This window comes from Sandarakinorhabdus limnophila DSM 17366 (assembly GCF_000420765.1).
In the GTDB taxonomy this organism is placed as follows: Bacteria; Pseudomonadota; Alphaproteobacteria; order Sphingomonadales; family Sphingomonadaceae; genus Sandarakinorhabdus; species Sandarakinorhabdus limnophila.
This window is the reverse complement of sequence record NZ_ATVO01000009.1, coordinates 87,254-113,491: the sequence shown is the minus strand read 5'-3', so window position 1 is coordinate 113,491 and position 26,238 is coordinate 87,254. Positions and strand designations below refer to the sequence as shown.

Here is a 26,238-nt window from a genome sequence, read left to right as displayed (position 1 = left end):
GAGTAGGAATCCCTTCATGCGCATCATCGACCATCACATCGCCGGATCGCCCGTGGCCGCCGGCAGCCGCACCAGCCCGGTGTATGATCCCAACTCAGGCCAGGTGCAGGCAGAAGTGCGATTGGCGGGCGCTGATCTGCTCGAACAGGCAGTCGCTGCCGCCCGCGCTGCGCAGCCGGCCTGGGCCGCCACCAACCCGCAGCGCCGCGCCCGGGTGATGTTCAGGTTCAAGGAACTGGTCGAAGCCCGCATGGATGAACTGGCCCGCGTGCTCAGTTCCGAACATGGCAAGGTGCTGGCCGACAGCCGTGGCGACATTCAGCGCGGGCTGGAGGTGATCGAATTCTGCTGCGGCATCCCGCACGTGCTGAAGGGCGAGTTCACCCACGGCGCCGGCCCCGGCATCGATATCTGGGCCTTCCGCCAGCCGGTCGGCATCGGTGCCGGCATCACCCCGTTCAATTTCCCGGCGATGATCCCGATGTGGATGGCCGGCGTCGCCATCGCGACCGGCAACGCCTTCATCCTGAAGCCGTCGGAACGCGATCCCACCCTGCCGCACCTGCTGGGCGACATTTTCCGCGATGCGGGCCTGCCCGAGGGTATTTTCAGTGTCGTCAATGGTGACAAGGAGATGGTGGACGCCATCATCCAGCACCCCGATATCGCGGCGATCAGCTTTGTCGGCTCATCGGATGTGGCCGAGTATATCCATGCGCAGGGCTGCGCGCGTGGCAAGCGGGTGCAGGCCATGGGCGGTGCGAAGAATCACGCCATTGTGATGCCCGATGCCGATCTCGATCAGGTGGTGCGCGATCTGGCCGGCGCGGCTTTTGGCTCAGCCGGCGAACGCTGCATGGCGCTGCCGGTGGTGGTGCCGGTGGGTGAGGACACCGCCAACGCGCTGCGCGCCAAATTGCTGCCGGCCATTGGCAAGCTACGCATCGGCATTAGCACCGATCCCGAAGCGGATTACGGCCCGGTCGTCACCGCCGCCCACAAGGCGCGGATCGAAAGCTACATCCAGATGGGCGTCGATGAAGGCGCGGAGCTGGTGGTCGATGGCCGCGGCTTCACCCTGCAGGGCCATGAAGGCGGCTTCTTCGTCGGTCCCACGCTGTTCGATCACGTCACGCCCGAAATGCAGAGCTATCGCGAGGAAATCTTCGGCCCGGTTCTGCAGATCATGCGCGCACCGGATTTCGAGGCGGCACTCAAACTCCCCAGCCAGCATCAATATGGCAACGGTGTCGCCATCTTCACAAGGAACGGCCACGCCGCACGTGAATTCGCGGCGCGGGTGAATGTGGGGATGGTCGGCGTCAACGTTCCGATCCCGGTGCCAGTGGCCTATCACAGCTTCGGCGGCTGGAAGCGCAGCGCCTTTGGCGACATCGGCCAACACGGCATGGAAGGCGTGCAGTTCTGGACCAAGCGCAAGACCGTCACGGGCCGCTGGCCGGATGGCGGCATGGATGGCGGCTCGGCGTTTGTCATCCCGACGATGGGGTGAGGCATGCCGGCCAGGTCCTTGCTTGCGCTTGGGCTGATGCTTGCAGGAGTGCCGGCATCGGCGGCCGGCCCCCCGGTTCCCAAGCCATTCTGGGGGCGCTGGAGCTCTTCGGTTGCGACCTGCGAGGCTGGGCCGCCGCTGCACGAAGTGAGGATCGATGCTAATGGCCTCCATTATTGGGAAACCAGCCACGAGCAGATCAGGATCGTTTCTCAAAGCCCCAGTCGTGTGCGCATTCGCGCTGCGTTCTGGAATTCCGAAGCAACCGATCCCAACAAACCGGAGGCCACGGAAAGCTTGGAAATCAGGTTGCTGGCCGGCGGGCTGCGGCTCGCTATTCAGGTCGACGGGCAGTCTCCGGTCTTCTATGTGCGCTGCAAGGGCGAGCGCCGTGACCAGAATTGGTAAGACTGTCGGAGTGAACCTATGAGCTTTGAAACCATCCTCGTGGAAACTCACGGCGCCGTCACTCTGCTGCGCCTCAACCGGCCGCAGGCGCTGAATGCACTGAACTCCCAGGTGCTGGCCGATCTGATCGCCGCCTTTGCTGCGTATGATGCCGATGCTTCGCAGCGCTGTCTGGTCATCACCGGTAGCGAAAAGGCCTTCGCCGCCGGCGCCGACATAAAGGAAATGAGCGGGCAGTCGTTCGCCCAAATGTACGGCGGCAATTTCTTTGCCGGCTATGACCATGTCACCGCCACCCGCAAGCCGTGGATCGCGGCCGTGTCCGGCTTTGCGCTCGGCGGCGGCTGTGAGCTGGCGATGATGGCGGACATCATCATTGCGGCAGAGAACGCAAAATTCGGCCAGCCCGAAATCAAGCTGGGCGTGACGCCCGGCATGGGTGGATCGCAGCGGCTGGTGCGCGCCATCGGCAAGGCCAAGGCCATGGAAATGTGCCTGACCGGCCGGATGATGGACGCGGCCGAAGCCGAACGCTCCGGCCTCGTCGCCCGCGTCGTTCCCACCGAAGCGCTGCTCGATGAAGCGCTGAAGCTGGCCGAGACCATTGCCGGCATGGCCCCTCTCGCCAGCATCGCGGTGAAGGAAGAAATCGACGCCGCCTTCGAAATGAGCCTGAAGGAAGGCGTCCTCTTCGAGCGCCGGCTGTTCCACGGCCTGTTCGGCAGCGCCGATCAGAAGGAAGGCATGGCCGCCTTCGTGGAAAAGCGGCCCGGCAACTGGACGGGGCAGTAACATGGCCATCATCGCCTTCATCGGGGTCGGCAACATGGGGGGCGGCATGGCCCTCAACCTGGTCAAGGCCGGCCACGAAGTGTGGGCGTTCGACCTGTCCGCCGATGCGCTGGCGCGGGTCGTGGCGGGCGGTGCAACGGCCGCCACCAGTGCGGCCTATGCCGCCGCTGGCGCTGATGTGATCATCACCATGCTGCCGGCGGGCAGCCATGTGCGCGCGGCCTATGAAGGCGATCTGTTTGCCGTCGCCCAGCCGCACGCCATCCTGATCGATTGTTCCACCATCGATGTCGCCACGGCCAAGGCGATGGGCGAAGCGGCCGCCAGCAAAGGCCTGGCGATGGTTGATGCGCCGGTTTCGGGCGGCACGGCGGCGGCGGATGGCGGCACCCTCACCTTCATGGTCGGCGGGCCCGATGCGGCCTTTGCCACGGCGCAGCCGATCCTGGAAAAGATGGGCAAGGCCGTGATCCACGCCGGCGGGGCCGGCATGGGCCAGGCCGCCAAGATCTGCAACAACATGATCCTCGGGGCCACCATGGTCGCCACCGCCGAAGCTTTCGTGCTGGCCGAAAAGCTGGGGCTGGAGGCGCAGACCTTCTTCGACATCAGCAGCAAAGCCAGCGGGCAAAGCTGGTCCATGACCAGCTATTGCCCCGTCCCCGGCCCGGTGCCCACCGCGCCGTCCAACCGCGATTATGCCGGCGGGTTTGCAGCAGCGTTGATGCTGAAGGATCTGAAACTGGCGTGCCAGGCCGCGCAGGGTGCCGGTGCCAGCGTGCCGATGGGGGCGGAAGCGGAAGCGCTTTACCAGCTGTTCGTCAACAACGGCGGTGCTGCCACCGATTTTTCCGGCATTATTCGGTTGCTGCGCGGCTGATCTGCCGCGTTGGCATTTCGCTGCCATCCGCGCTATGCCGCGCCGCATCATGTCCACGCCGCTGATCATCGCGCTCCCCAAGGGCCGCATCCTGAAGGAGGCGCTGCCGCTGTTGGCGCGCATCGGCATCGTGCCGGAAGCGGATTTCACCGACGAAAACAGCCGCAAGCTGACCTTTGCCACCTCCCGCGACGATGTGCGGGTGATCCGGGTGCGCAGTTTCGATGTGGCGACGTTTGTGGCGTTTGGCGCGGCGCAACTGGGCATTGCCGGCAACGATGTGCTGATGGAGTTCGATTTTTCCGAAATCTACGCGCCCGTCGATCTCGGGATCGGTCATTGCCGGCTCAGCGTGGCGCAGCCGGCGGCGCTTGATCCCGATTTGTCGCGCCTTTCGCACGTCCGGGTGGCGACCAAATATCCCGGCCTTACCCGCCGGCACTTCGCGGCGCGTGGCCTGCAGGCCGAGGTGATCAAGCTGAACGGTGCGATGGAGCTGGCGCCGCTGGTTGGCCTGTCTAGCCGCATCGTCGATCTGGTTTCCACCGGCAAGACGCTGGCCGAGAATGGCCTGGTAGAAGTGGAAGTGATCGCCAACATCACCAGCCGCCTGATCGCCAACCGCGCCGCCTTCAAGACGGATAGCCGTGTCGTCGCCATCATCGATGCCATGCGGGAACTGACGGAAAAATCCGATGCCGCAACGGCTTGACGCAAGCGACGCTGGTTTTGCCTCTGCTTTCGCCGCGCTGGTTGATGCCAAGCGCGACGATGCCGCCGATGTGTCGGCCACCGTTGCCGCCATCATCTCGGGCGTGAAAGCGCGCGGCGATGCCGCTGTGGCCGAACTCACTGCCAAGTTTGATCGCGTCGATCTGAACGCCGCTGGCTGGGAGATTCCCGGCGTCGATCTTGATGGGGCGCTGGCGAGTTTGGCCCCAGAGTTGCGCGCTGCGCTTGATCTCGCCGCCGCCCGCATCCGTGCCTTCCACGAACGCCAGAAGCCGCAAGGCAATGACGCGGTGGACGATGCCGGCGTGCGCACCGGCGTGCGCTGGTCGCCGGTCGACGCGGCTGGCCTTTATGTGCCAGGTGGGCGTGCCGCCTATCCCTCATCGGTTCTTATGAACGCTATTCCCGCCGTGGTGGCCGGCGTGCGTGATCTGATCATGGTGACTCCCACCCCCGATGGCGTGGTTAACCCGCTGGTGCTGGCCGCGGCGCGCGTGGCCGGTGTCAGCCGCGTGTTCCGCATCGGCGGTGCCCAGGCGGTGGCGGCCCTGGCCTTTGGCACCGCACACATCCCGCGGGTCGATGTGATCACTGGCCCCGGCAATGCCTTTGTCGCCGAAGCCAAGCGCCAGCTGTATGGCATGGTCGGCATCGACATGGTGGCCGGACCATCCGAAGTGGTGATCGTGTCCGACGGCAAGTCCAATCCTGAATGGATCGCGGCTGACCTGCTGGCCCAGGCTGAACATGATCCGGTGGCACAATCCATCCTGATCACCACCTCGCCGGCCGAAGCCGATGCCGTGGAAGCTGCTGTGGCCCGCCAGCTTGAAACCTTGCCCACAGCCGCCGTGGCCGGCGCCTCGTGGCGCGATTTCGGCGCAATCATCCTGGTGCCCGATCTCGCCGCCTGCCTGCCGTTGCTCGACGCGCTGGCCCCTGAGCACGCCGAATTGATGGTGGATGATCCCGATTGGCTGTTCGCCCGCATGCGCCACGCTGGCTCGGTCTTCCTGGGTCGCCACACGCCGGAAGCCGCGGGCGATTATCTGGCTGGGCCCAACCACGTGCTGCCGACCGGCCGCCGCGCCCGCTTTGCGTCCGGCCTGTCGGTGGTGGACTTCATGAAGCGCACCACCTTCCTCGATTGCGGCCCGCGCGGCTTGGCCGCCATCGGCCCGGCCGGCGCTGCCATTGCCGATGTGGAAGGCTTGGCTGCCCACGCCGCGTCGATCAGGCTGCGACTGGAGACCGGAAAATGAACGCTCAAACAATGCGGCGCATCCGCCAGCTTCATCTTTATATTGGCGTGTTCTTTCTGCCAGCGATCCTGTTCTTTGCCATCAGTGGCGGGTTGCAGGCCTTCCGGCTGCAACAGGCCAGCGGCTGGGATGGGGCGCCGCCGCCGGCATGGATGGGCAGCGTGCATATCGATCAGACGGTGCCGCACGCCGAACCGTCGAAACAGCCGGCGGCTGCCAAAGCGCCAGCTGATCCTGTCAAGGAGGCAGAGCGGGCGGCCCGCAAGCGCGCTGCGCTGCCGATGAAGATCTTCGTTGCGGTGTTGGCAGCGGCGCTTGCCCTGTCCGCCTTGCTGGGCGCGGCCATTGCGCTGAACAGCCGCGCGACGCGGCGTACGGCCGTGTTGATGCTGGTGGCTGGCACGGCGGTTCCGTTGGCGCTGCTGCTGGCCTGAACCTATTTGCCGTAAACCGCGCGTTCGAACGCCCGCAGCACTTCCACCGTGGTCGGTTCGCCAAAGGGCAGATGCTGCATGCACAACACGGCGGCGATATCGGATTCGGGATCGATCCAGTAATAGCTGTTGGCGATGCCGGCCCAGGCCAACGAGCCTGCAGCGCGGCCATCCGGTCCGGGTTCCGGGTTGATTAGGAAGCCCAGGCCCCACCCGCAATCCATCATCGGGAACAGATCGAAATCGCTGGAAAAGCCGGGCAGGTTGCTGGTCATCCGGCCGGCTGGCATGGTCACCTGGTTGCTGGCCATGTCGGTGACGGTTTCGGGGCGCAGGATGCGGGCACCGTTCAACTGGCCGCGGTTCAGGAACATCCGGCAAAATTGCAGATAATCGCGCGCGGTGGAGATCAGGCCACCGCCGGCGCCCTGAAACTCGGCCTTGTCCCCGCCGCCGAAATGCACCGGGAAGGGCATCAGGCCACCATCGGGGGTGCGCTCGTGCAGCGGCGTTAGCCGCGCCTTCACCGCATCGTCGAAAGCGAATGTCGTGTCGTTCATGCGCAGCGGCCCGGTGACATGACGGGTCAGCCAGTCGCCCAGCTTCATGCCCGAGGCGGCTTCCACCGCCAGCCCCACCCAATCGGTGGAGATGCCATAGATCCACTGCGTGCCGGGATCGGCCAGCAGCGGCGCTTTCAGGCTGGCGAGGCTGCCGGGTGCGGCCGGGTTGTGCTGGCGAAACTGGGTCAGCTCCGCCGACATGAATTCATAGCCAAAGCCTGACGTGTGGGTGAGCAATTGTCTGAGCGTGATCGGCCCGGCGGCCGGCCGGGTGACCGGTTTGCCCTCGTCGTCAAAGCCTTCCAGCACTTCGGGGCTGGCGAGCTGCGGTAGCAACGTGCCGAGATCATCATCAAGGTTGAGCCGGCCCTGTTCCACCAGTTGCATGGCGGCGACGCTGGCGATGGCCTTGGTCATCGATGCGATCTGGAACAGATCATCCTGGCTCAGGGGCGGGCCGCCGGGGCCCTTGGTGCCCACCGCCACTTCCGCCAATGTGCCGCTGCTGTTGCCGACGACGGCCACGGCTCCGGGTACGTTGGCTGAGGCAAGCGTGGTTTCGAGTGCCGTCTTGATCCGTTCGAGCATGGGAGCCTCTCCTTCGCCGCCAAGCTTAGGGAAGATGCCCACCCACGGCCCCTCCCGCAAGCGGGAGGGGAGCAGCAAAATCTCAATGCCGGAAGTGGCGCATCCCGGTGAACACCATCGCCAGCCCGCGCTCATCAGCCGCTGCGATCACGTCCTTGTCGCGGATGGAGCCGCCGGGCTGGATGATGGCGGTGGCGCCGGCTTCGGATGCGGCGATCAGGCCGTCGGCGAAGGGGAAGAAGGCATCGGAGGCGACACAGCTGCCGATGGTGCGCGGCTGCGCCCAGCCGGCAGTTTCGGCCGCATCAATGGCCTTCCTTGCAGCGATGCGGGTGGAATCGAGCCTGCTCATCTGGCCGGCGCCAACGCCCGCCGTCGCACCGCCATTGGCATAGACGATGGCGTTGGACTTCACGTGGCGGGCCACGGTCCAGGCAAACAACAGATCGGCCCATTCAGCCTCGGTCGGTGCGCGCTGGGTCACCACCTGGCAGGCATCGCGCAGCACGGCGCCATTGTCGCGGCTCTGCACCAGCATGCCGCCGGAAATCGGCTTCAGCATCAGGCCGGGCCGACGCGGATCAGGCAGATCGGCAATCAGCAGCCGCAGGTTCTTCTTGCCCGCAAAGATCTTCAGCGCATCTTCATCTGCATCAGGCGCGATCACCACTTCGGTGAAGATGCCGGTGATGGCTTCGGCTGTCGGGCCGTCGAGCGGCTGATTGACCGCGATGATGCCGCCGAACGCCGAAACCGGATCGCACTGGAACGCCTTTTCATAGGCCTCGGCCAGCGTGTTACCCGTGGCGACACCGCACGGATTGGCGTGCTTGATGATGGCGCAAGCCGGGCCGGCATCGCGCCATTCGGCGATCAGATCGAGCGCGCCATCGGCATCATTCAAGTTATTGTAGCTCAGTTCCTTGCCCTGCACCTGGCTCGCGGCGGCGAGGCCATAGCTGCGGCCCTGCGGCAGATAGAGTGCGGCCTGCTGGTGCGGGTTCTCGCCATAACGCAGCGTTTCCTTGCGGGTCAGCGCCACCGCCAGCACGGCGGGGAACATCTCTTGCTGGTCGGCAAAGGCAAACCAGCTGGCGACCGCGGCATCATAGGCGGCGGTGTGCGCGAAAGCGGCGGCGGCGAGCTTGCGGCGCAGCGCCAGCGGGGTGGCGCCGTCGTTCGCGTCCAGCGCGGCGATGAAGTCGTCATACTGATCGGGGCTGGTCAGGATGGCGACGAAATCATGGTTCTTGGCGGAGGAGCGGACCATCGCCGGGCCGCCAATGTCGATATTCTCGATGATCTCGTCCCGCGGCGCGCCCTTGGCCACGGTGGCGGCGAACGGATAGAGGTTGATCACCGCCAGATCAATGGCGCCGATGCCGTTGTCGGCCATCGCCTGCACATGGTCTTCATTGTTGCGCAGGGCGAGCAGGCCGCCATGCACGCGCGGGTGCAGCGTCTTCACGCGGCCATCCATCATCTCGGGGCTGCCGGTCAGTTCGGCAACGTCCTTCACGGCGTGGCCGAGCGCCCGCAGTGCTGTTGCCGTGCCACCGGTGGACACCAGCTCCACACCGCGTGCCACCAGGGCGGCAGCCAGCGGCTCCAGCCCGGCCTTGTCGGACACCGAAAGCAGGGCACGGCGAATGGAAACGAGGTCGGTCATGGGGAGCGGCTTTCCGGAGCGGTGGACGAATTCGCGCCCGCCTAGCGCCTCAGCCTGCTATTTGCCAGCCCGCTTCAGGCTCCAATGCACATCGGCGGCCATTTTCTGGGTGCCGCCGGAAACCACCAGCTGCTGGGTGCGCTGGATGGTGCCGGCCCCATCCACCCAAACCGATGGTTCGATGGCCAGGCGGCCCGCGCCGCTTTCCAGCCGCACCTTGAACGCCCAGATGCGGCCCGAAGGCGTCTTCAGCAGCGCACCCATGCCATCGGCGGTGGGCGTGGCCGAAACGCCAGGGCCCAAGTGGAAGCGCACATCGAAATTGCGTTCGGCGCGGCGGCGCAGCAGGCCGGCAGGGGCGGCCTCGATCAGATCCTCGCCGGCCAGTTCATTGCCATCGGCGGTGAGGAAGAGGCGCCGGCGCACCAGCATGCCGAACCGCTTAGCATAACCATTGTGGCTGGTCTCGATCAACTGGCCTTCGGCGCTGCTGCGCAGGGCCAGCGTCACTTCCTCCACCCCGGCGGCCAGCGTGCCATCGTCGCGGATGCGGGTGCTGTTGGTGTCGGCAATCACCAGGGTCGAATGGGCGGCGGTGGTGGACAGGCCTGATGCCAGCGCCGGCGCCAGTGGCGCGGCGAGGCCGCGCACGCCGCCGCAATTGCTGATCAGCCGGTCGGGCCCGTCGCTCATCTCAAAGGCGAGGGTACCGGCGTGGCCGCTGTTGGACAGGCGGGCCGATGGCGGCGGCCCGGCATCGATCACCACCACGCTGCGCCCGGCCGAGAGGCGGTGATAGCCGCTCCAGCGGCCGCCGCGGCGGATTTCGGTGCCTGTCGCCGCCTTGCGCGAAAGCCGGTCAAGGGCATCGGCGCCGATCACTGCGCCGCCATGCCACGCACCGATCTGGCCATCGCCCAGCATGAGCCCGCGCAGCGCCGGGGCGAGCCGGGCCAGCGTATCGGCAAATACCGGCGGCGCGCGGTTGCCCAGTGCTTCCGGCGCGCCGGCGGTGAAGATCAACAGATCGGCCAGCGTCAGGCCATCAATCGGCGCGCGGCTGGCGATGCCGCCGTCGGGAAGCACCAGCGCCGGCAGCAACTGGTTGAGCCCGGCCAGCGCCGCACTGGCGCGCACGTCGCCGCCGGGGATCAGTGTGCCAGCGGCATAAAGCCCGCACAGCGCCTTGGCCTGCGCCAGGCCTTCGGTGCCACGCCGGGCGGCGCGATCAAGGTGGCGGGCCCAGGTCGCCATCGCCGACAGCACCGCCGAACGATAGATCTGGTTCGATGATGACAGGATCAGCGGCGCATGGCCCAGCGCCATCAGCAGCCGCGTGCCGGCCAGATCGGCGCGCCAGCCCAGCGCATCATACTCGCCCATGCTGGCCAACCAGCGTTCGACCAGATTCTCCGCCGCGCGCCGCGCGGCCTCGCGATCGGGCAGGATCGCCAGATCGCGCAGCCATTCCCAGCCATGCGCCCATTCCAGCCACTCCGGCGGCGGGCCGGCTTCGCGGAAATTGATGTCCCGCGTCATTTGCGTATGACCGGCGTGGATCAGGCGGCCGGCGATGATGCGCTCACCGATATGGGGGTCGCCGGGCACCGGATCGGCCGGCGCAGCCAGCAGTTTCAGCGGAAAGCGGCCGCGCAGGCGAAAGCTGTGCAGCGGCGAGGCATAGAGCCGCGACGTGAGCCCCGCAGCCAGTTTTTCCGATAGCGACAGGCCGCGATCACCGCTGCCACGGCGCAGGCTGCCATTCTCATCTTCAAGTTCGGGATGAGCCGTGGGAGATTGGGGCGGTTTTGCCATCAATGCCCCTTCAAGGCCGCGATATTAGCGGCATACTGCGCTGCGCCGCCCTTGAAGCTGGCGGTGCCGGCGACCAGCACATCGGCCCCGGCGGCAATCACGGTGGCGGCATTGCCGGCATCCACGCCGCCATCCACTTCCAGATGGATCTGGCGCCCGCTGTCGTCGATCATCCGCCGCAGCCGTTCGATCTTCTTCAGCTGGCTGGTGATGAAGCTCTGCCCGCCGAAACCGGGGTTTACGCTCATCACCAGGATAAGGTCGATATCGCCCAGCACTTCGGCGACCAGTTCCACCGGGCTGGCCGGATTGAGCGATACGCCAGCCTTTTTCCCCAGCGCCTTGATGCGCTGGATGGTGCGATGCAGGTGCGGGCCGGATTCGGGGTGGACGGTGAGGATATCGGCGCCGGCCTCGGCAAAGGCTTCTAGATACAGGTCCACCGGGCTGATCATCAGGTGCACGTCGAATGGCAGGTCGCTGTGCGGGCGCAGCGCCTTCACCACGGCCGGGCCAATGGTGATATTGGGCACGAAATGCCCGTCCATCACGTCGACATGGATCCAGTCCGCCCCGGCGGCGCTGATCGCGCGCACCTCTTCACCCAAGCGGGCGAAATCCGCCGACAGGATCGATGGTGCGATGCGAACGGGAAGGGTCATGCCCGTTATCTAGCAGGGGCTTTGCGGCTGCGGTAGTGGCTGGCCACCACCCGCTGCAACCGACTGTGGATGGTTCGCGTCGGCCTGTCTCAGGCCTTCTGCTTGAGCAGCTTTGTCACCGTCTCGTCGAATTCGCGCTTCACCTTCTCGCTCAGCGCACCGGTCGCCGGCCCGGCCCAGCCCACGTGCACTTCCTTCACCCGGCCATCACGACCGATGAAGATCGTGCTCGGCCACACCTTTACCGGGGCCAGATCGCCCAGCACCTTCTTGGTGTCTTCGGCGTTCGGCTGGCCGCCATAGACCATCGGGTAGGGCAACTTGTACCGGGTCTTGAAGCTGGTGATCTGGCGCATGGCGCGGGCCTGATCGGTGCCATATTCGAACTGCAGGCCGATCATTTCCAGGCCTTCCTTTTGTCGGCGCGCCGCGTAGGGGCCCATGAAAATGGCTTCGTCGTGGCAATTGGGACACCAAGCACCGCCCAGCGTGATCACCACCACCTTGCCCTTGTAGCGGGCGTCGTTCAGGCTGATCATCTGGCCTTCCGGGGTCGGCAGGCGGAACGACAGCCGCTCACCGCCGGGTGCCTCGACCAGCACGGCATTCATCGTCGCTTGGCGTTCCTTCTTCGCTTCCCACGGATTGCCGGCCGGCCGGCTGGTGGCGGCAAACGATGCGCCCTTCAGCGTGTCGCCGGCCAGCGTGCCCTGCCACAGGCTGGTGAAGCTGCCATCGAAAGTGGAAAGCTTGAGCTGGGTGCCGTTCAGTTCGCCCGACAGATAGCGCATGTCGCCTGTTGGCAGCTGCACCGTGCCCGATACCTGGGAACCCACTTGCTTCAGCAACACCAGGCCCTTCACCTTGTTGTCGCCATAGGTGAGGTTCCAGCGGCCGGCCACGTTACCCGCCGGCTTTACCGCGGTTGGCGTGAAGCGCCAGCTGCCGCGCTGGGCGCGGGCAGCGAGCGTGACGGTTCCGGTGGCGCGCAGCACGGTCGCGGTCCCGGCCAGCGTGCCGTTGCCGGCGGCTTTCAGCTCCAGCTTGCTGTTGTAGCTGGGGAAGATCAGCGTGATGCTGTCCCCCGTCACCTGCACCTGCTCAACCTTAAGCCGTTCCGGCGCATTGACCAGCCAGGCCTGCGGGCCCGATTTGCCTTCGCGCACATCCAGCGTGAACGGTAGCGGCCCGCCGGGGTGGGCGTCAAAGCTGACGCGCCATTGGCCATAAAGCCCGGCGGCCAGTGCCGGGGTGGCGGTGAGGCCGGCAATGAGGCCGGCGGCGAACAGGGTGCGAAATCTTGCCATCATGATCCCCCTCAAACAGCGTTGGCCGGTTTTGCTCAACCCCGGCTTTTCTTGTGCTTGCGAAAGCTGGGCTTTCTAACGTGCATCGCGTTCGGCGGCTTGGGCGCGCGCGGCATCTGCAGCCTGCAACACCGCCCATGCCGCCTGCACGGCGCGGAACCGCTCGGCCACTTCAGGGCTCGTGCCGGCCACGTCCGGGTGGCTGGCCTTGGCCGCCGTACGCCACGCGGTTTTGATGCTATCGGTGCTGGCGTCGGCATCCAGCCCCAGCACCCTCAGCGCATCAAGTTCAGCGCGGCTGCGGCTGCCATCGCCTTCGCCGCCCCATTCCCAGTGGCTGGCGCGGCGATAATTGCGCTGCCGGTCTTCCGAAGCCGCGCGGGCGGCGGCCTCTTCTGGCGTCAGGCCGCGGAAATAATCCCAGCCGGCGTTATATTCAGCGGCATGTTCCTGGCAGAACATCCAGCGTTCCGGGCTGTTGGGCGCCTTGGGGGCAGGGCGGTCACCCACGTTGGTGCACCCGTCGCGATCGCACAGGCGCACGGTGGTGGCGGCGCGTTCAGCGCCATAATCCCGCCAGCGCGGGAAGCCCCAATCATCGTTGCGCCGCTGTTTTGGCACGTGCCCGCGTCTCCTCAATCGCTCCTTTTATGCCATGCCGGCCGCCGTTGCGAGTCTGGACGGCTGCGGCACAAACGGGCATGGCTCGCGCCAGATGTTGGCCCTGTTGACCACGCGGCGCTTCGGCCCCCTGTTTGCCACCCAGTTCCTGGGCGCCTTCAACGACAATCTGTTCCGTACCGCGCTGGTGTTCATCGTTGCCTATGATGTGGCGGCGGCTGATCCCAAACAGGCGGCGTTGTTGGCCTCTACGGCGGCCGGGCTGTTCATCGCGCCCTTCTTCCTGTTTTCTGGCATTGCCGGTTCCGTCGCCGATGCGCGTGACAAGGCCGGGATTACACGCCTGGTAAAGCTTTCCGAGATCGCCTTCATGGCATTGGGCTGGGCGGCGCTGGCAATTGGGTCGCTGCCGCTGGCGCTGGTCGTGGTGTTCCTGATGGGATGCCATTCAACCCTATTCGGCCCGGTCAAATATGCCATTCTGCCCCAGCATTTGAAGCCGCAGGAACTGATCGCCGGTACCGGCCTGGTGGAAGGTGCAACCTTCGTGGCCATCCTGCTCGGCCAGGTCGCTGGCGGCCTTCTGGCAACGCAGGCGGTCGGGCCGATCGCGCTCGCCATTGCCGGCCTCGGCTGGCTGGCGTCGCGCTTCATTCCGCCGGCGCCGCCCGAACCGGGGCGCACATTGAACTGGAACCCGGTGTCGAGCAGCCGCGCAGCGTTGGGCCATGCCTTTGCCAATCGCCGGCTGCTCATCGCCACGCTGGCGATCAGCTGGTTCTGGGCGCTGGGCGCGGTTTACACCAGCCAGTTCGTGCCGCTGGCCAAGAACGACATGGGGGCCACGCAAGGTGTCGCCACCCTGTTTCTGGCGGCCTTTTCGGTGGGTATCGCGGCTGGATCAGTGGCGGTGGGGCGCTGGCTGAAGGGGCGCATTTCCACTCGGCTGTGCGGTGCCGCCGGGCTGGCAATGGCGCTGGCCGGCATTGATCTGTGGTTCGCCATCGGCGCGGTGGGCAGTGCGCCGAAGGACGTCACGGCGTTCTTTGCCACGCTGGCCGGCTGGCGTGTGTTGATCGATCTCACCGTGCTGGCGCTGGCCGGCGGGGTGTTTTCGGTGCCGCTCTATGCCGTGCTGCAAACTGCGGGCGAGGCTGGCAGCCGGGCCAGCGCCATCGCCGCCAACAACATCATCAACAGCCTGTTCCAGGTGTCGTCCGTGCTCGGTGCCGGCGCGGCCGTGGGGGCAGGGCTGGGTGTGCCGTTGGTGCTGATGCTGGCCGGGCTTACGGTGCTGCCGCTGCTGCCGGCGCTGAATCGGCTGGGTCGGGCATAGCGGCGATCCACTTGCGGATCAGCGCGTTCCCCTCGTCATGGGCCAGCGCGCGGCCGAATTGGGGCATCATGATGCCGGGTTCGGACGAGGTCATGCGGTGTAGAAGGATGGATTTGTTGGGCTGGCCGGGCAGGATCGAAAACTCATTCCCGCCCGAACCGCGCCCGGCCGCTACCGGACGTTTCAACACGCCCAGATGGGCCGGCGTGACTTCTTCCGGCACCAGATAGAGGCCGGAGTTGGACGCAAAACCGCCCCGACTGTGGCAATGGGCGCAATTTACCGCCAGATAGGCGCGGGCGCGGGCGTTGAGCGGCTCGGCCGCATTGTCCCAGCGTGCCAGCCTTGGCCAACCATCAGCGGGCAGGCCGGCCAGCCGGCCCGATCTGGCCCATGTCATCAACTGGTTCGGCCCGGTGCCATGCAGGCTGCCGTTGAGATTGCCCGCCGTGGGCCCGATCGGCGTGATCGCCTCGCCATCCTGGTGGCAGGTCTTGCACTGGTTCTGGTTGGGCACGGCATAATCGATGGCCTGCGCGCGGCCCGCCTTGTCGATGAACTCCACGGGCACTTTCACGCCGGCGCGCTTCAACACGGCGCCGCCGTCCTGTTCAACATAGCTCAACGCCATCCAGCCGGCCGGCCGGTGGATCAACAGGCGCGTCTCGATGGGGCGCACATCTTTCGCGGGCTGCCGCAGATCAGCCGGGAAGGCAAAGCGTTTGACCAGCACCGTGCCCACCGGAAAGGCCAGCGCGCCCAACGCACGATATTGCGCCTTCGTCCCCGGCGGCAGCCAGGCAAAGCGGAATTTTTCCGCACCATCCGAAAACAGCGGCGTGTTGAGCGTGTAGGGCTGCACCCCCGGCGCCGGGTGGCCGGCGGCATCGAACAGGCCATAATCAGCCAGCCGCGGCGCATCGGTGGTCAGCAGCAATTGGCTCTGCACCACGGGCGCAGGCGCCGCCCCCAGCAACAACAGCGCCGCCCAGATCCGTCTCACTTGGCGCGCGCCTCCAGCGCTGCCGGCAGCACGATGGCGGGCCGTGTGCTCACCACCAGATTTTGCTGCATCGGCGCAGGCCTGGCCTGGGTGGCTGGCGTGCCTTGCAGGCCCAGATTGAGGCTGATGCCCGGTGCATCGATGTTGATGCCGCCCTCGGCCAGCTTCTCGCCGCCACCGCCCGGCACGGCATAGCGGGTGATGCCATCCCACAGCACCGGCGGAATGGTACCGCCCACGGCTGCGGCAATCTCCTTGCCGCCGGCAAAGGCCGGGGCCTTGCCGTTGTCCATGAAATGATTGCCGGCCACCGATACACTGCGCGGCAGCGGGTTGTAGGCCTTGTCAGTGAAGGCCTGGGTATAGGCGACGATCATCACGGCGCTGCCGTTGTTGCCCATCACGTGGTTGTTTTCCACCATCACCTTGGCATTGGCCATCACCATGATGCCGGTGCCCGATGGCACGCCCGCCACGATATTGCCGGGCGCGGCGAAGTTCACATGATTATTGGCGATCACCTGATTGTTCGTCAGCTTCACGTTGCGGCCGCCCTGTTGCGGCAGATCGGGCAGATCGAACACCAGGATACCGCCGGCATTGTTGGTGGCGGTGTTGCCCACCACGTCGGCGTCATAGCTGTTCTCGATCTCGATCCCGGCGACGTTCATTTCGGCCCGGCTGTTCCGCACGATGATGTTCTGCGACTGGCCCACATAGATGCCGGCATCCGAAGCGCCCTTCACCACCGACCGGTCGATCAGTACGTTCTTGGAACTGACCGGATACAGGCCATAGGCGCCGTTGGTGGATTTCGGCCCGCCGGTCCATTCCACCCTGAGATTGACCAGCGCGATGCCGTCGCTGCCCTTGGATTTCACCCCGTTGCCGGCGGCATTCTCGATTCCCAGATCGCGCACCACCACATTGTCCGACGTGATCAGCAGGCCTTCGCCGGCGACTTTCTGCGCGGTGAAATCAAGGATGGTCTTGTCCGGTCCGTCGCCTTTAACGGTGACGCCATCGACATCGAGCGACAGACCATCTGCGAGCGCATAACGCCCGGCCGCGATATGCACCGTGTCACCCGGCTGGGCTTCGATCAGCGCGGTTTGCAACTTTTCCTGGGCGTTGCCGCCCGGCCCGACGTGGATCATCTTCGCCTGCGCCAGCGATGAACTGGCCAAGAGTGCAATCAGAAGCGCCATGCGCATGTGGTGATCCTTCCCCGGTTCCTATTCTTGGGAATGACTTTCCGCCCTTCTGCAGTGCCACTCAACCCCTGAATTCGTCCGGTTAACGCCCATTTATCGCATTGGCGTCGGGGGTTTGTTATCGATGCGCCCATGCACGCTCTGATTCCTGCCCTACAGATCCACGGCCTGGCCAAGGCCTTTGACGGCTTTCTGGCCGTGAATGGCCTCGATCTCGTCGTGCCGGCCGGGCAGATCTATGCGCTGCTGGGCCCGAATGGCGCCGGCAAGACGACAACGCTCAGGATGGTTACGGGCCTCGCCCGCCCTGACGCCGGGGATATCAGCGTGTTCGGGGTGGATGCGCTGGCCGATCCGATTGCGGCCAAGCGCCTGATCGCCTGGCTGCCCGACGAGCCCTTGCTGTACGACAAGCTGACACCCATCGAGTATCTGGCCTTCATCGCCGGCCTGTGGAACGTGCCGGCTGCTGACGCCGAACCGCGCGCCGAAGCCTTGCTGAAGCGCCTGACCCTGTGGGACAAGCGCGACAGCCGCTGCGAAGGCTTTTCGCGCGGCATGAAGCAGAAACTGGCGCTGGCTGGCGCGCTCATCCACGAACCACGCCTGCTCATCCTTGATGAACCGCTCACCGGGCTTGATGCCGCCGCGGCGCGTTCGGTGAAGGACATATTGCTTGAACAGGTCGCGGCGGGCGGCACCGTGATCCTGACGACGCACATATTGGAAGTGGCCGAACGCATTGCCCAGCGCATTGGCATCATCCGCGCCGGCAAGCTGGTGGCGGAAGGCAGCATGGCCGAGCTTTCCGCCGGCCGGGCTGAAGGCACCACGCTGGAACAATTGTTCCTTGAACTGGCACAGGAAGACGTGCCGGCATGATTGCGCTGGCGCGGCCGGGCAGCCTGCCGTGGCTGGTGCTGCACGATGTGCGGGTGAAGGCGCGTGGCCGTGAAGGCCGCTGGGGGCGCATCATCGCCATGCTGCTGCTGGCGCTGTTGCCGATTGCTGGCGGTGCGGTGATGGCGTGGCGTGTGCGGGGCGGCGCCGATCTGCCGCTGGCCGCGCTCGGTTCGGTCGGCGCGGTGCTGCTGGGCATGATGCTGGTGATGGTCAGTTCCGCCTATGCCCATGTGCTGCGGCTGGGCCGGGATCGCGGCGAGCTGGAATTGCTGCTCACCGCGCCGCTGCCGGTGGCTCGGGTGGTGGCGGCCCGGGTGGCGGGCGTGCAGGCGGTGGTGGCGCTGCCGTTCCTCCTGCTCACCGCGCCCTTCTTCCTGTTTTCCGCGGCTTTTGGCCATGTCACCTGGGTGGCCGGCCCACTTGTGGTGATGTCGGTGGCGCTGGTGGCGACCGCACTGGCGCTCACCATCGCCACGCTGCTGGATCGCCTGCTTGGCCCCAAGCTGGCCAAGCTGGTGGCGCAGGTGGCTGGGGTTGGCCTCGCGGCGGCCGTGTTTGCGCTGGGCCAGGCGCCCAATTTTGCCCCCAAATGGTTCGATGCCCAATTGACCTATTTTTCACAGCGCCCACCCGCACCGCTTGATTGGCCAGCGCAGGCGGTGTTTGGCCAGCCGCTGCCGCTGATCACCGTGCTGGGGCTGGCGTTGGCGGCATCGCAATGTTCGGCGTGGCTGGCGGCGAGCCGGATGGAGGCAGCGCCGGCCGATCCCACCGCGGCCCCCCATGTGCCGCGCCGCGGCCGGGCGGTGCGCTTTGGCGGCAGCGCCACGGCCGTGTTGTTCGGCAAGGAACTGAAATTGCTGGGTCGCGATCCGGAACTGATTTCGCAGATCGGCCAGCAGCTGGTGTTCATGGTGCCGATTCTGGCGCTGATCTTCACCGATGGCCAGGTGACGCCGGCGCGGCTGGCGGCGGCCGGCGTGTTTCTGGCCGGCGCCTTATCCTCGTCGCTGGCCTGGCTGGTACTGTGCGCCGAAGATGCGCCCGATCTGATTGCGGCTGCCCCCTTGCGCCCGGGCGTTGCTATTCGGGCCAAACTGGCAGCGGCGCTTACCCCGCCGTTGCTGATGGTGTCCGTGCTGGCGCTGGTGGTGCTGCCGAAGTCCCCGGTCGCGGTGGCGGTGATGCTGCCGATGGCGCTGGTGGCTGGCCTCGCCAGTGCGGCCATGCAGGCCTGGACCCAGCCGCCCGCTCGCCGCAGCGCCTTTCGCAAACGCTATCGCAGTTCGCTGCTGATGGCGGTGGGGGAATTCGTACTGCTGGGTAGCCTCGCCGGTGCAACGCGGCTGATTCTGACTGGCAGCTGGTGGACTCTGGCGGTGCTGGTGGTGCCGGCGCTGATGCTGGCGGGCGTGTGGTGGTTCCGGCCGAAACCGGCTGAGTGATCAGTCGCGCAGGGCTGCTGCTGCTCGCGCCCGCGCTTCGATCGCGGCCCAATCCGTTTCGCCGCGCTTGGCGATCCAGCTGCCGCCCACACAGGCGACGGCCGGGTCCGCAAGCCATTCCGGCGCGCTTTCAAGCGTGATGCCGCCGGTGGGGCAGAAGCGCACGTTGCGAAACGGCGCGGTCAGCGCGCGCAGCATCGGCAGGCCGCCTGCGGCCACCGCCGGGAAGAATTTCAGCCGGTTGAAGCCCATTTCCTGGGCACGGATAATGTCGCTGGCGCTGGAGACGCCAGGCAGGAACGGCACACCGCTGGTGCGCGCCGCCGATCCTAGCGCTGCCGTGATGCCGGGCGAAACGACAAAGCGCGCCCCGGCCACCAGCGCGGCGGCAAGATCACCCGACGAAATCACCGTGCCGGCGCCGACGACGGCACCTGGCACCTTGGCCATTTCGGTGATCACGTCCAGCGCGACCGGCGTGCGCAGCGTCACTTCCAGCACCGGCAGGCCGCCGGCCACCAGCGCTTCCGCCAGCGGCCGGGCGTGGGCGATATCGTCCACCATCAGAACCGGGATCACCGGCGCCAGGCCCATCACGCTGTCGATATCCATCATCGCTTCTTTCGGCCAAAGGCGGCGGCAGCACCGAACAGGCCGGGCTGCGGGTGGGTGATCAGCTTGACGGGAAGGCTGCGCATCAGCGTTTCAAACCGGCCCTTCGCGGCAAAGCGCCCGGCAAAACCGGAACGCGGCAAATGATCGGCCAGGCGAGCGCCCAGCCCACCACCAATTACCACGCCGCCAGCCCCATGCGCTAGCGCGATATTGCCCGCGAACGTCCCCAGCGCTTGGGCGAAGCGGTCGAGCGCGGCGGCAGCCAGGCTGTCTTCACCGCTCATGGCCAGGCTCCACAGGGTCTTGTCGTCCATCGGCTGGATGGCCCGATCGTCCAGCGCCGCCAGCGCCGCGTGGATGTCGGCCAGGCCCGGCCCGGAAATCACCCGTTCCGCCGAAACCCGGCCAAAGCGGCGACGGAAATGCGCCAGGATCGCGTCTTCCAGGCTGTCCACCGGCGAAAAATCGCCATGGCTGCCTTCGGTGGGCAGCACCTGCCAGTCAGGGCCACCGCGTTTCACCAGCAGGCCCACCCCCAGACCGGTGCCGGGGCCCAGCACGGAAATGGTGCCTGTGTCGGGCAACGGCACATCGGGCCCACAGATATGCTGGAACGCGCCTTCCCCGCAGGCCCCTACGGCATAGGCCACAGCTTCGAAATCATTGACCAGCACATGGGCGTCAACGCCCAGTTTCTTGTTCACCATTGCCGGGCGGATCACCCAGGGATTGTTGGTCAGCTTCAGCTCTTTGCCCACCACCGGGCCAGCCACGGCAATGGCGGCGGCACGCGGCAGCGGCCGGCCAATGGTGGTTCCGAAGGTCTCCCACGCCATCTGTAACGACGCATGTTCGGCGCAGCGCATCACCACCGGTTCATCCAGCGCCACAACGTTGCCAGCGCCATCCAGCCGCGCGAGCGCAAACCGGGCGTGCGTGCCACCGATGTCGGCGGCCACAAGCTCAGTCATGCCAACTCACGCCGTCGCGCTCGGTCAGTGCAATGGCGGCGGCCGGGCCCCAGTTGCCGGCGGCATAGGGCTTCACGGCCATGCCGGTCTGGGCCCAGCCGGCGCGGATGGCGTCGATCCAGGTCCATTGTGCTTCCACCTCGTCGCGGCGCACGAACAGCGTTTGCCGACCTTCGACCAGATCGAGCATCAGCCGTTCATAGGCAATGCGCCGGCGCACATCGGCAAAGGCGTTGGTCATGCCGATATCGAGCGGCACGGCGCGCAATTTCAGCCCGTCGCGGTCCAGCCCCGGCACCTTGGCCATCATCTGCAGGCCAACATTCTCGTCAGGCTGGATGGAGATGATCAGCTTGTTGGCTTTCAACGCGGCATCGCCGAACATCGAATGCGGCACGTGGCGGAACTGCACGATGATCTCGCTCACCCGTTCCGGCACGCGCTTGCCGGTGCGCAGATAGAAAGGCACGCCCTTCCAGCGCCAATTGTCGACATGTGCCTTCAGTGCCACGAAGGTTTCGGTATCCGAAGGCTTGGCCAGCTCATCCAGATAACCGGGCACCGGCTGGCCCAATATGGCACCAGCGCCATATTGGCCGCGCACGCTGTGGCTTTCCACTTCGCGGGCGGTGATCGGCCTGAGCGAGCGCAGCACCTTCACCTTTTCATCGCGCACGGCCGCCGGATCAAGCCGCGCCGGCGGTTCCATGGCGACCAGCGCCAGCAGTTGCAGCATGTGGTTCTGCACCATGTCGCGCAGGGCGCCCATGCCGTCATAATAATCGCCGCGGCCTTCCAGCCCCACCGTCTCGCCGACGCTGATCTGGACGGACTGGATGCCGGTGGCGTTCCACAGCGGTTCGAATAAGATGTTGCCGAAGCGCAGGGCGAGCAGGTTCTGGACGGTTTCCTTGCCTAGATAATGATCGATGCGGAAAATCTGGCTTTCGGGGTAGGCAGCGGCCACGGCATCGTTGATCGCCCGGCTGCTGGCCAGATCGTGGCCCAGCGGCTTTTCCAGCGCGAGGCGAGCGCCTGCACAGGCCAGCCCGGCACTCGACAGCCCGGCAATCGTCGATCCGAACAGGCTGGGCGCGGTGGACAGGAAGATTGCCAGCCGGCACGGATCGCCCACTTCAGCGGCGAGTGCGGCAAAGCCTTCGGTGCGGCTGGCGTCCAGCGGCACATAGGCCAGCCGATCAAGGAAGCTGGCCACCGCGGCAGGCGGGCGGCGATCCGCCTCCAGATGCTGTTCCAACGCTTTGGCCGCCAGCTCGCGGAAACTGCCGCTGTCGAGCGTGGAACGGGCGGTGCCGATTATTCTGAGATCGGGGTGAAGCAGGCCATCACCGTGCAGGCCAAACAGCGAGGGGATCAGCATCCGCCGCGACAGATCGCCAGTGGCACCGAACAGCAGCAGGGATGTGGCAGCGGTCATGCCCTAGCCTTGAACAGCATTGCGTGTCCGCCGGCAAGGCGATTGGCCGCGGTGGCACCTGCAAAGCGTCAGGTGGCGCGTCCGCCACATCTGCCTAGGATGGTTGCCATGAGCCCGCTTCCTGTTGCCCTGATCGGTGCCGGCTGTTCCGGTTTCACCACCGCCAAGCGTCTGCGCGACGAGGGGGTGGTGTTCGACTGGTTCGAAGCGTCGGACCGGATCGGCGGCAACTGGGCCTACAACAACCCCAACGGCATGAGCAGTGCCTATCAGTCGCTGCACATCGATACCTCGAAATGGCGGCTGCAGTTCGCGGAATATCCGGTGCCCCCCGACTGGCCGGATTTCCCGCACCACAGCCTGATCGCCCAATATTTCAACGATTATGTCGATCATTTCGGGCTGCGGGGCCTGATCCAGTTCGAAACGCCGGTGACGAAGGTGGCGCGGCGCAGCGACGGCAATTGGGACGTCACCACCAAGAATGGCACCAAGGCTTATCGCGCGGTCGTCGTGGCCAACGGCCACCACTGGAGCCCGAACCGCCCGGTGTGGGAGGGCCCGTTCAACGGCACCATCATCCACGCCCATGATTATCGCACGCCGTTCGAGCCGCTAAACCTGATCGGCAAGCGCGTGCTGGTCGTTGGCCTGGGCAACAGCGCGGTCGATATCGCGTCCGAACTCGGTCAGCGCAGCATCACGGAGAAGTGCTTCGTCTCTACCCGGCGCGGGGTGTGGGTCTTGCCCAAATATTTCAACGGGGTGCCCGCCGACAAGCAGGCCGCGCCGCCGTGGCTGCCGCTGCCGATCGCGCGCTGGATCGGGCGACGCAAGGTGAAAAGCCTGGTGGGCAACATGGAAGATTACGGCCTGCCTACACCCGATCACGAGCCGCTCGATGCGCACCCCACGGTGAGCGGCGAGTTCCTGACCCGGGTCGGCAGCGGCGACATCGGCGTGAAGCCGGCCATCGCCCGGCTCGATGGCGACGGCGTGATCTTCACCGATGGCAGCCGCGAAGTGCTGGACGCGATCATCTGCGCGACGGGCTACAACATCGAATTCCCGTTCCTGTCGCCCGACGACGCGCGGGTGACCGACAATCACATCCCGCTCTACAAACGAATGGTGCAGGCCGATCCCGCCCTGCACGGCCTGTGGTTCATGGGGCTGGCGCAGACGCTGCCAACATTGGTGAATCTCGCCGAGCAGCAGTCAAAGCTGCTGGCGGCATTTCTGGCCGGCCGTTATGCGCTGCCGTCCTCGCAGGAGATGGCACAGACCATCGTGGCCGAGGAAAAGCGTTACCAGGGCCATTATTACGCCAGCCGCCGCCACACGATGCAGGTGAATTTCGAACCTTATGTGGCCGATCTGGCCGCCGAAATCAGACGGGGAGCGAAACGGGCGCCGCGTCTGGCGGCGTGAGCGGCGCGCGGCCCAGGGCCACGAACCGCCCCCACAGCAACACGGCCGACAAGGCGCTGGCGATGACGATCGCCCAGATCAGCCCATCCACACCGCCGCCAGATTTCACCCCCAACCACCAGGCCAGCGGCATCATCACCACCACATAGGAAAAGATGTGGATCACCGCCGGCGCGCGGATGTCTGACCTTGCTCGCAGTGCTTGCGCGGCCACCACCTGCAGGCCATCGGCAGCAAAGAACAGGCTCGAAAGGATCATCGCGCTGGCGATGCCGGCCACCACGGCGGCTTCGCGGGAGTACGCCGCGGCAATGGCTTCGGGGAACAACCACACCCCCAGCGACACGATCAGCAGCACCGCCGCTGTCACACCGAAACCCTGCCCGGCCGAAGCCAGCATGGCACGCCGATCACGCGCACCATAGGCCCGGCCCACCAGCACCGATGTCGCCACCGAAAGCCCCAGCGGCACCATGAACACTGTTGCCGCCACGTTGATCACCACCGCCCAGATCGCCACCGCCGTGACGCTGATCCAGCCGGCAAACACCGCCATCGCCGAAAAGGCCAAGCTTTCGATGAAGTAGCTTACCGCCGCGCCATAGCCGACCGCGCGCATCGCCCGCGCTGCCACGGGATCGCGCGGCGCCGGCGACAGCACGCCCAGTTCCCGCGCGCGCCTCCAGCGCAGGATGACGACCGCCAGCACCACCAGCAGGAACAGCCGGCTGGCAAAGGTGGCCCAGGCGCTGGCCGCGGCCCCGTGCACGCCAAACATATTGTCCCCCGGCACCAGCCACAGATTGACGATGAGATTGACGATATTGGCCAGCCACATCGCCACCATGCCCGGAATGGCGCGGCCATGGGCTTCCAGCCAGAACAGCCCGGCATCGGCAACGATGATCGGCACCAGCGACACCGCCTGCACCTGCAATACCAGGGTCGCGCCTTCGGCCAGGCCCTGGGCCATATCGAAGGCCACCAGCATCGGCCCGCCGGTCACGGCAAGGAACAGCGCGCACGCCACCGAAATCCACGTGGCATAGGCCAGCCCGCGCCGCAGGATCGCCCCGGTATCGGCTTCGCGGCCTTTACCGATGGCCTGGCTGGTCATCACCTGCACACCGGAAAGCAGCCCAAGCGCGGTGGTCAGCACCACGCCGGTCACCGCCCAGGCCAACGCGTGATAACCCAGTTCCGCCGCGCTATAGCGGCCAACCACGATGGTATCGACCAGCCCCATTGCCATGATGCCCAGCCGCGATGCCACAACCGGCCCTGAAAGGCGCAGCAGTGCCGACAGGCCGGATCCGGTCGTCTCGGTCGGGGCCATGGCGGCCGTCATTGCGGGTCATTCCAAGGTGAAAGAGGCCGCTCGCCATACAGGCCGCGGCAGATTCGGGCAAATCGGCGGGTGGTTACTTCTTGGGAGCAGGCTTCTCGGGCGGCGCCGGTACCAGCCTGCAGCCGCGCGCCTTCATGATGCCCTTGATGTAGCTGCGCCTGATCTGACCGGCGAGCCGGGCAGCGGCGGCCTGGCGTGCGGCCTTGTTGGCGCCAGTGATCTGCCGGATGATGCCCTGGCCGGGGACCAGGCTGCCGGTGATGCCCTCGGCGTTATCGAACAACTGCTCGGCCGGGCTGCGGCCCTTTTTGCCAACCAGCGCCGGATCGTCGACGTCGGGGCCAACCAGCCCTGCCATGCGGTTCACTTCGGCATTCAGCTGCCGGCACGTGCGCAGGGAGTTCACCGCATAGGGATTGGCCATGATCACTGCCAGCCCCGGCGCAATCTTGGGCTTCATCACGTTCAGGTCGCGCAAAGGGCGGGTGGCGGCGCGGCCCAGCGCATCATCCACGCCGCCCTTGTCCGGCCCGATCACCTGCTCGGTCCCGCTGTTGGATGGCGGCGATGGTGGCGGCGGCGCCGTCTGGGCAGCGAGCAGGAGCAGCAAGACGGGGGTTGTGATCATCGTCCCAGCTTGGCCTTGTCAGGCCGAATCCTCAAGGCGCGGCCAACCCCTACGCCAGTTCAGCCCTTCCCCATCAGGCGCAACACTTCGCTGCGGCTGCTGTGTTCGTTGCGGAACGTGCCCATCATGCGGCTGGTGGTCATCACAACGCCCGGCGTCATCACCCCACGGGCGGACATGCAGGCGTGAGTCGCTTCGATCACCACGGCAACGCCAACGGGATCAAGATGCTGCTGGATGCAATCAGCCACTTCGGCGGTGAGCCGTTCCTGCACCTGCAGGCGCCGGGCAAAGCCGTGCAGCACGCGCGCCAGCTTGGAAATGCCCACCACGCGGCTGCGCGGCAGATAGGCGATGTGTCCCTTGCCGATGATCGGCGCCATATGATGCTCGCAATGCGACTGGAACGGGATGTCGCGTAGGATCACTATCTCATCATAGCCGCCCACTTCGGCAAAGGTGCGCGACAGGTGCAGGCCGGGATCTTCGGCATAACCCTTGGTATACTCGCGCCACGCCTTGGCGACGCGCTTGGGCGTGTCGAGCAGACCTTCGCGGGACGGATCATCACCTGTCCAGCGAATCAACGTGCGGATGGCATCTTCGGCTTCGGCCTGCGGGATGGTGACGAAATCGGCGGGCGCCGGCGCGTCCATTGGG

At 66.1% G+C, this 26,238-nt stretch carries 25 protein-coding genes; 11 read left to right on the top strand and 14 right to left on the bottom strand.

Going from position 1 to position 26,238, the window contains the following annotated elements; translation table 11 throughout:
* Positions 1–16: 16 nt before the first annotated feature.
* The 7 genes from G566_RS0112100 to G566_RS0112070 all read left to right on the top strand — a co-directional run bounded on the left by G566_RS0112100 (position 17) and on the right by G566_RS0112070 (position 6,021).
* Positions 17–1,513 (top strand): CoA-acylating methylmalonate-semialdehyde dehydrogenase, encoded by a 1,497-nt coding sequence (locus tag G566_RS0112100; RefSeq protein ID WP_022680935.1) that lies wholly within the window; start codon positions 17–19, stop codon positions 1,511–1,513.
* A gap of 147 nt (positions 1,514–1,660) precedes the next feature.
* Positions 1,661–1,921, top strand: a complete 261-nt coding sequence (locus tag G566_RS15495; protein ID WP_156874517.1) for a hypothetical protein — start codon at positions 1,661–1,663, stop codon at positions 1,919–1,921.
* 18 nt (positions 1,922–1,939) lie between these two features.
* On the top strand, positions 1,940–2,713 hold the full coding sequence (locus G566_RS0112090) for an enoyl-CoA hydratase (protein WP_022680933.1): 774 nt from the start codon (positions 1,940–1,942) through the stop codon (positions 2,711–2,713).
* Positions 2,652–3,593: a 3-hydroxyisobutyrate dehydrogenase gene (gene mmsB / locus G566_RS0112085; protein WP_084706866.1), complete on the top strand. Its 942-nt coding sequence runs from the start codon at positions 2,652–2,654 to the stop codon at positions 3,591–3,593. Before G566_RS0112090 ends, mmsB begins: the two co-directional genes overlap by 62 nt.
* 49 nt (positions 3,594–3,642) lie before the next feature.
* Positions 3,643–4,305 (top strand): ATP phosphoribosyltransferase, encoded by a 663-nt coding sequence (hisG, locus tag G566_RS0112080; protein ID WP_029131622.1) that lies wholly within the window; start codon positions 3,643–3,645, stop codon positions 4,303–4,305.
* Entirely contained in the window at positions 4,289–5,587 is a 1,299-nt protein-coding gene (gene hisD, locus G566_RS0112075; RefSeq protein WP_022680930.1) for a histidinol dehydrogenase, read from the top strand. Before hisG ends, hisD begins: the two co-directional genes overlap by 17 nt.
* Positions 5,584–6,021 (top strand): hypothetical protein, encoded by a 438-nt coding sequence (locus G566_RS0112070; RefSeq protein WP_029131621.1) that lies wholly within the window; start codon positions 5,584–5,586, stop codon positions 6,019–6,021. Before hisD ends, G566_RS0112070 begins: the two co-directional genes overlap by 4 nt.
* A 2-nt stretch (positions 6,022–6,023) precedes the next feature.
* On the opposite strand, the gene G566_RS0112065 is transcribed toward G566_RS0112070, so the two are convergent.
* The 6 genes from G566_RS0112065 to G566_RS0112040 all read right to left on the bottom strand — a co-directional run bounded on the left by G566_RS0112065 (position 6,024) and on the right by G566_RS0112040 (position 13,246).
* Entirely contained in the window at positions 6,024–7,172 is a 1,149-nt protein-coding gene (locus G566_RS0112065; RefSeq protein WP_022680928.1) for a serine hydrolase domain-containing protein, read from the bottom strand.
* 82 nt (positions 7,173–7,254) lie between these two features.
* Complete coding sequence (gene purH, locus G566_RS0112060) at positions 7,255–8,841, bottom strand: bifunctional phosphoribosylaminoimidazolecarboxamide formyltransferase/IMP cyclohydrolase (protein ID WP_022680927.1); 1,587 nt, start codon at positions 8,839–8,841, stop codon at positions 7,255–7,257.
* 57 nt (positions 8,842–8,898) lie between these two features.
* Complete coding sequence (locus G566_RS0112055; protein WP_022680926.1) at positions 8,899–10,656, bottom strand: heparinase II/III family protein; 1,758 nt, start codon at positions 10,654–10,656, stop codon at positions 8,899–8,901.
* Positions 10,656–11,318 (bottom strand): ribulose-phosphate 3-epimerase, encoded by a 663-nt coding sequence (gene rpe, locus G566_RS0112050; RefSeq protein WP_022680925.1) that lies wholly within the window; start codon positions 11,316–11,318, stop codon positions 10,656–10,658. The genes G566_RS0112055 and rpe overlap by 1 nt, the downstream gene beginning before the upstream one ends.
* Positions 11,319–11,407: 89 nt before the next feature.
* The gene (locus G566_RS0112045; RefSeq protein WP_022680924.1) at positions 11,408–12,628 is read right to left on the bottom strand and encodes a peroxiredoxin family protein; all 1,221 of its coding nucleotides are present in this window, start codon (positions 12,626–12,628) and stop codon (positions 11,408–11,410) included.
* Positions 12,629–12,700: 72 nt separating this feature from the next.
* Entirely contained in the window at positions 12,701–13,246 is a 546-nt protein-coding gene (locus G566_RS0112040; RefSeq protein ID WP_022680923.1) for a DnaJ domain-containing protein, read from the bottom strand.
* A gap of 94 nt (positions 13,247–13,340) precedes the next feature.
* Between G566_RS0112040 and G566_RS0112035 the strand changes: the two genes are divergently transcribed.
* A complete protein-coding gene (locus G566_RS0112035; RefSeq protein WP_029131620.1) occupies positions 13,341–14,582 on the top strand; it encodes an MFS transporter in 1,242 nt (413 codons plus the stop codon).
* Here G566_RS0112035 and G566_RS14385 read toward each other — a convergent pair.
* Complete coding sequence (locus tag G566_RS14385; RefSeq protein ID WP_022680921.1) at positions 14,533–15,585, bottom strand: SO2930 family diheme c-type cytochrome; 1,053 nt, start codon at positions 15,583–15,585, stop codon at positions 14,533–14,535. The genes G566_RS0112035 and G566_RS14385 overlap by 50 nt on opposite strands.
* Entirely contained in the window at positions 15,582–16,799 is a 1,218-nt protein-coding gene (locus G566_RS0112025) for a parallel beta-helix domain-containing protein (protein WP_022680920.1), read from the bottom strand. Before G566_RS0112025 ends, G566_RS14385 begins: the two co-directional genes overlap by 4 nt.
* A gap of 132 nt (positions 16,800–16,931) precedes the next feature.
* On the opposite strand from G566_RS0112025, the gene G566_RS0112020 reads away from it, so the two are divergent.
* Together G566_RS0112020 and G566_RS0112015 are read left to right on the top strand one after the other, a co-directional pair.
* Complete coding sequence (locus tag G566_RS0112020; RefSeq protein ID WP_022680919.1) at positions 16,932–17,681, top strand: ABC transporter ATP-binding protein; 750 nt, start codon at positions 16,932–16,934, stop codon at positions 17,679–17,681.
* Positions 17,678–19,147, top strand: coding sequence for a hypothetical protein (locus tag G566_RS0112015; RefSeq protein WP_022680918.1), 1,470 nt, complete (start codon positions 17,678–17,680; stop codon positions 19,145–19,147). Before G566_RS0112020 ends, G566_RS0112015 begins: the two co-directional genes overlap by 4 nt.
* Here the strand turns inward: G566_RS0112015 and eda are convergent, their stop codons facing one another.
* The 3 genes from eda to zwf are packed head-to-tail and all read right to left on the bottom strand — an operon-like array spanning position 19,148 to position 22,171.
* On the bottom strand, positions 19,148–19,759 hold the full coding sequence (eda, locus tag G566_RS0112010; protein ID WP_022680917.1) for a bifunctional 4-hydroxy-2-oxoglutarate aldolase/2-dehydro-3-deoxy-phosphogluconate aldolase: 612 nt from the start codon (positions 19,757–19,759) through the stop codon (positions 19,148–19,150).
* Positions 19,759–20,733 carry a glucokinase gene (glk, locus tag G566_RS0112005; RefSeq protein ID WP_022680916.1) on the bottom strand — a complete coding sequence of 325 codons (975 nt, stop codon included), beginning with the start codon at positions 20,731–20,733 and terminating at the stop codon, positions 19,759–19,761. Before glk ends, eda begins: the two co-directional genes overlap by 1 nt.
* Positions 20,726–22,171, bottom strand: coding sequence for a glucose-6-phosphate dehydrogenase (zwf, locus tag G566_RS0112000; protein ID WP_022680915.1), 1,446 nt, complete (start codon positions 22,169–22,171; stop codon positions 20,726–20,728). Before zwf ends, glk begins: the two co-directional genes overlap by 8 nt.
* Positions 22,172–22,279: 108 nt before the next feature.
* Here zwf and G566_RS0111995 point away from each other — a divergent pair, with 108 nt between their 5' ends.
* Positions 22,280–23,602 carry a flavin-containing monooxygenase gene (locus G566_RS0111995; RefSeq protein WP_029131619.1) on the top strand — a complete coding sequence of 441 codons (1,323 nt, stop codon included), beginning with the start codon at positions 22,280–22,282 and terminating at the stop codon, positions 23,600–23,602.
* Here G566_RS0111995 and G566_RS0111990 read toward each other — a convergent pair.
* The 3 genes from G566_RS0111990 to folE form a co-directional block, all read right to left on the bottom strand.
* Positions 23,562–24,950 carry an MATE family efflux transporter gene (locus tag G566_RS0111990; RefSeq protein WP_022680913.1) on the bottom strand — a complete coding sequence of 463 codons (1,389 nt, stop codon included), beginning with the start codon at positions 24,948–24,950 and terminating at the stop codon, positions 23,562–23,564. The two genes, G566_RS0111995 and G566_RS0111990, sit on opposite strands and share 41 nt — an antisense overlap.
* A gap of 73 nt (positions 24,951–25,023) precedes the next feature.
* On the bottom strand, positions 25,024–25,578 hold the full coding sequence (locus G566_RS14380) for a hypothetical protein (RefSeq protein WP_022680912.1): 555 nt from the start codon (positions 25,576–25,578) through the stop codon (positions 25,024–25,026).
* A 59-nt stretch (positions 25,579–25,637) separates the two neighbouring features.
* Positions 25,638–26,234, bottom strand: a complete 597-nt coding sequence (gene folE / locus G566_RS0111980) for a GTP cyclohydrolase I FolE (protein WP_029131618.1) — start codon at positions 26,232–26,234, stop codon at positions 25,638–25,640.
* Positions 26,235–26,238 lie beyond the last annotated feature (4 nt).

What these genes read in the sequence shown, in the direction of transcription:
- G566_RS0112090 (WP_022680933.1), top strand. Translation starts at nt 1,940, where the DNA reads ATGAGCTTTGAAACCATCCTCGTGGAAACTCACGGCGCCGTCACTCTG.
- G566_RS0111995 (WP_029131619.1), top strand. Translation starts at nt 22,280, where the DNA reads ATGAGCCCGCTTCCTGTTGCCCTGATCGGTGCCGGCTGTTCCGGTTTC.
- G566_RS0112070 (WP_029131621.1), top strand. Translation starts at nt 5,584, where the DNA reads ATGAACGCTCAAACAATGCGGCGCATCCGCCAGCTTCATCTTTATATT.
- G566_RS0112020 (WP_022680919.1), top strand. Translation starts at nt 16,932, where the DNA reads ATGCACGCTCTGATTCCTGCCCTACAGATCCACGGCCTGGCCAAGGCC.
- G566_RS0111990 (WP_022680913.1), bottom strand. Translation starts at nt 24,950, where the DNA reads ATGACGGCCGCCATGGCCCCGACCGAGACGACCGGATCCGGCCTGTCG.
- hisD (WP_022680930.1), top strand. Translation starts at nt 4,289, where the DNA reads ATGCCGCAACGGCTTGACGCAAGCGACGCTGGTTTTGCCTCTGCTTTC.
- glk (WP_022680916.1), bottom strand. Translation starts at nt 20,733, where the DNA reads ATGACTGAGCTTGTGGCCGCCGACATCGGTGGCACGCACGCCCGGTTT.
- G566_RS0112045 (WP_022680924.1), bottom strand. Translation starts at nt 12,628, where the DNA reads ATGATGGCAAGATTTCGCACCCTGTTCGCCGCCGGCCTCATTGCCGGC.
- eda (WP_022680917.1), bottom strand. Translation starts at nt 19,759, where the DNA reads ATGGATATCGACAGCGTGATGGGCCTGGCGCCGGTGATCCCGGTTCTG.
- G566_RS0112015 (WP_022680918.1), top strand. Translation starts at nt 17,678, where the DNA reads ATGATTGCGCTGGCGCGGCCGGGCAGCCTGCCGTGGCTGGTGCTGCAC.
- hisG (WP_029131622.1), top strand. Translation starts at nt 3,643, where the DNA reads ATGTCCACGCCGCTGATCATCGCGCTCCCCAAGGGCCGCATCCTGAAG.
- G566_RS0112065 (WP_022680928.1), bottom strand. Translation starts at nt 7,172, where the DNA reads ATGCTCGAACGGATCAAGACGGCACTCGAAACCACGCTTGCCTCAGCC.
- rpe (WP_022680925.1), bottom strand. Translation starts at nt 11,318, where the DNA reads ATGACCCTTCCCGTTCGCATCGCACCATCGATCCTGTCGGCGGATTTC.
- G566_RS0112035 (WP_029131620.1), top strand. Translation starts at nt 13,341, where the DNA reads ATGTTGGCCCTGTTGACCACGCGGCGCTTCGGCCCCCTGTTTGCCACC.
- G566_RS0112100 (WP_022680935.1), top strand. Translation starts at nt 17, where the DNA reads ATGCGCATCATCGACCATCACATCGCCGGATCGCCCGTGGCCGCCGGC.
- G566_RS0112025 (WP_022680920.1), bottom strand. Translation starts at nt 16,799, where the DNA reads ATGCGCATGGCGCTTCTGATTGCACTCTTGGCCAGTTCATCGCTGGCG.
- purH (WP_022680927.1), bottom strand. Translation starts at nt 8,841, where the DNA reads ATGACCGACCTCGTTTCCATTCGCCGTGCCCTGCTTTCGGTGTCCGAC.
- folE (WP_029131618.1), bottom strand. Translation starts at nt 26,234, where the DNA reads ATGGACGCGCCGGCGCCCGCCGATTTCGTCACCATCCCGCAGGCCGAA.
- zwf (WP_022680915.1), bottom strand. Translation starts at nt 22,171, where the DNA reads ATGACCGCTGCCACATCCCTGCTGCTGTTCGGTGCCACTGGCGATCTG.
- G566_RS14380 (WP_022680912.1), bottom strand. Translation starts at nt 25,578, where the DNA reads ATGATCACAACCCCCGTCTTGCTGCTCCTGCTCGCTGCCCAGACGGCG.
- G566_RS0112055 (WP_022680926.1), bottom strand. Translation starts at nt 10,656, where the DNA reads ATGGCAAAACCGCCCCAATCTCCCACGGCTCATCCCGAACTTGAAGAT.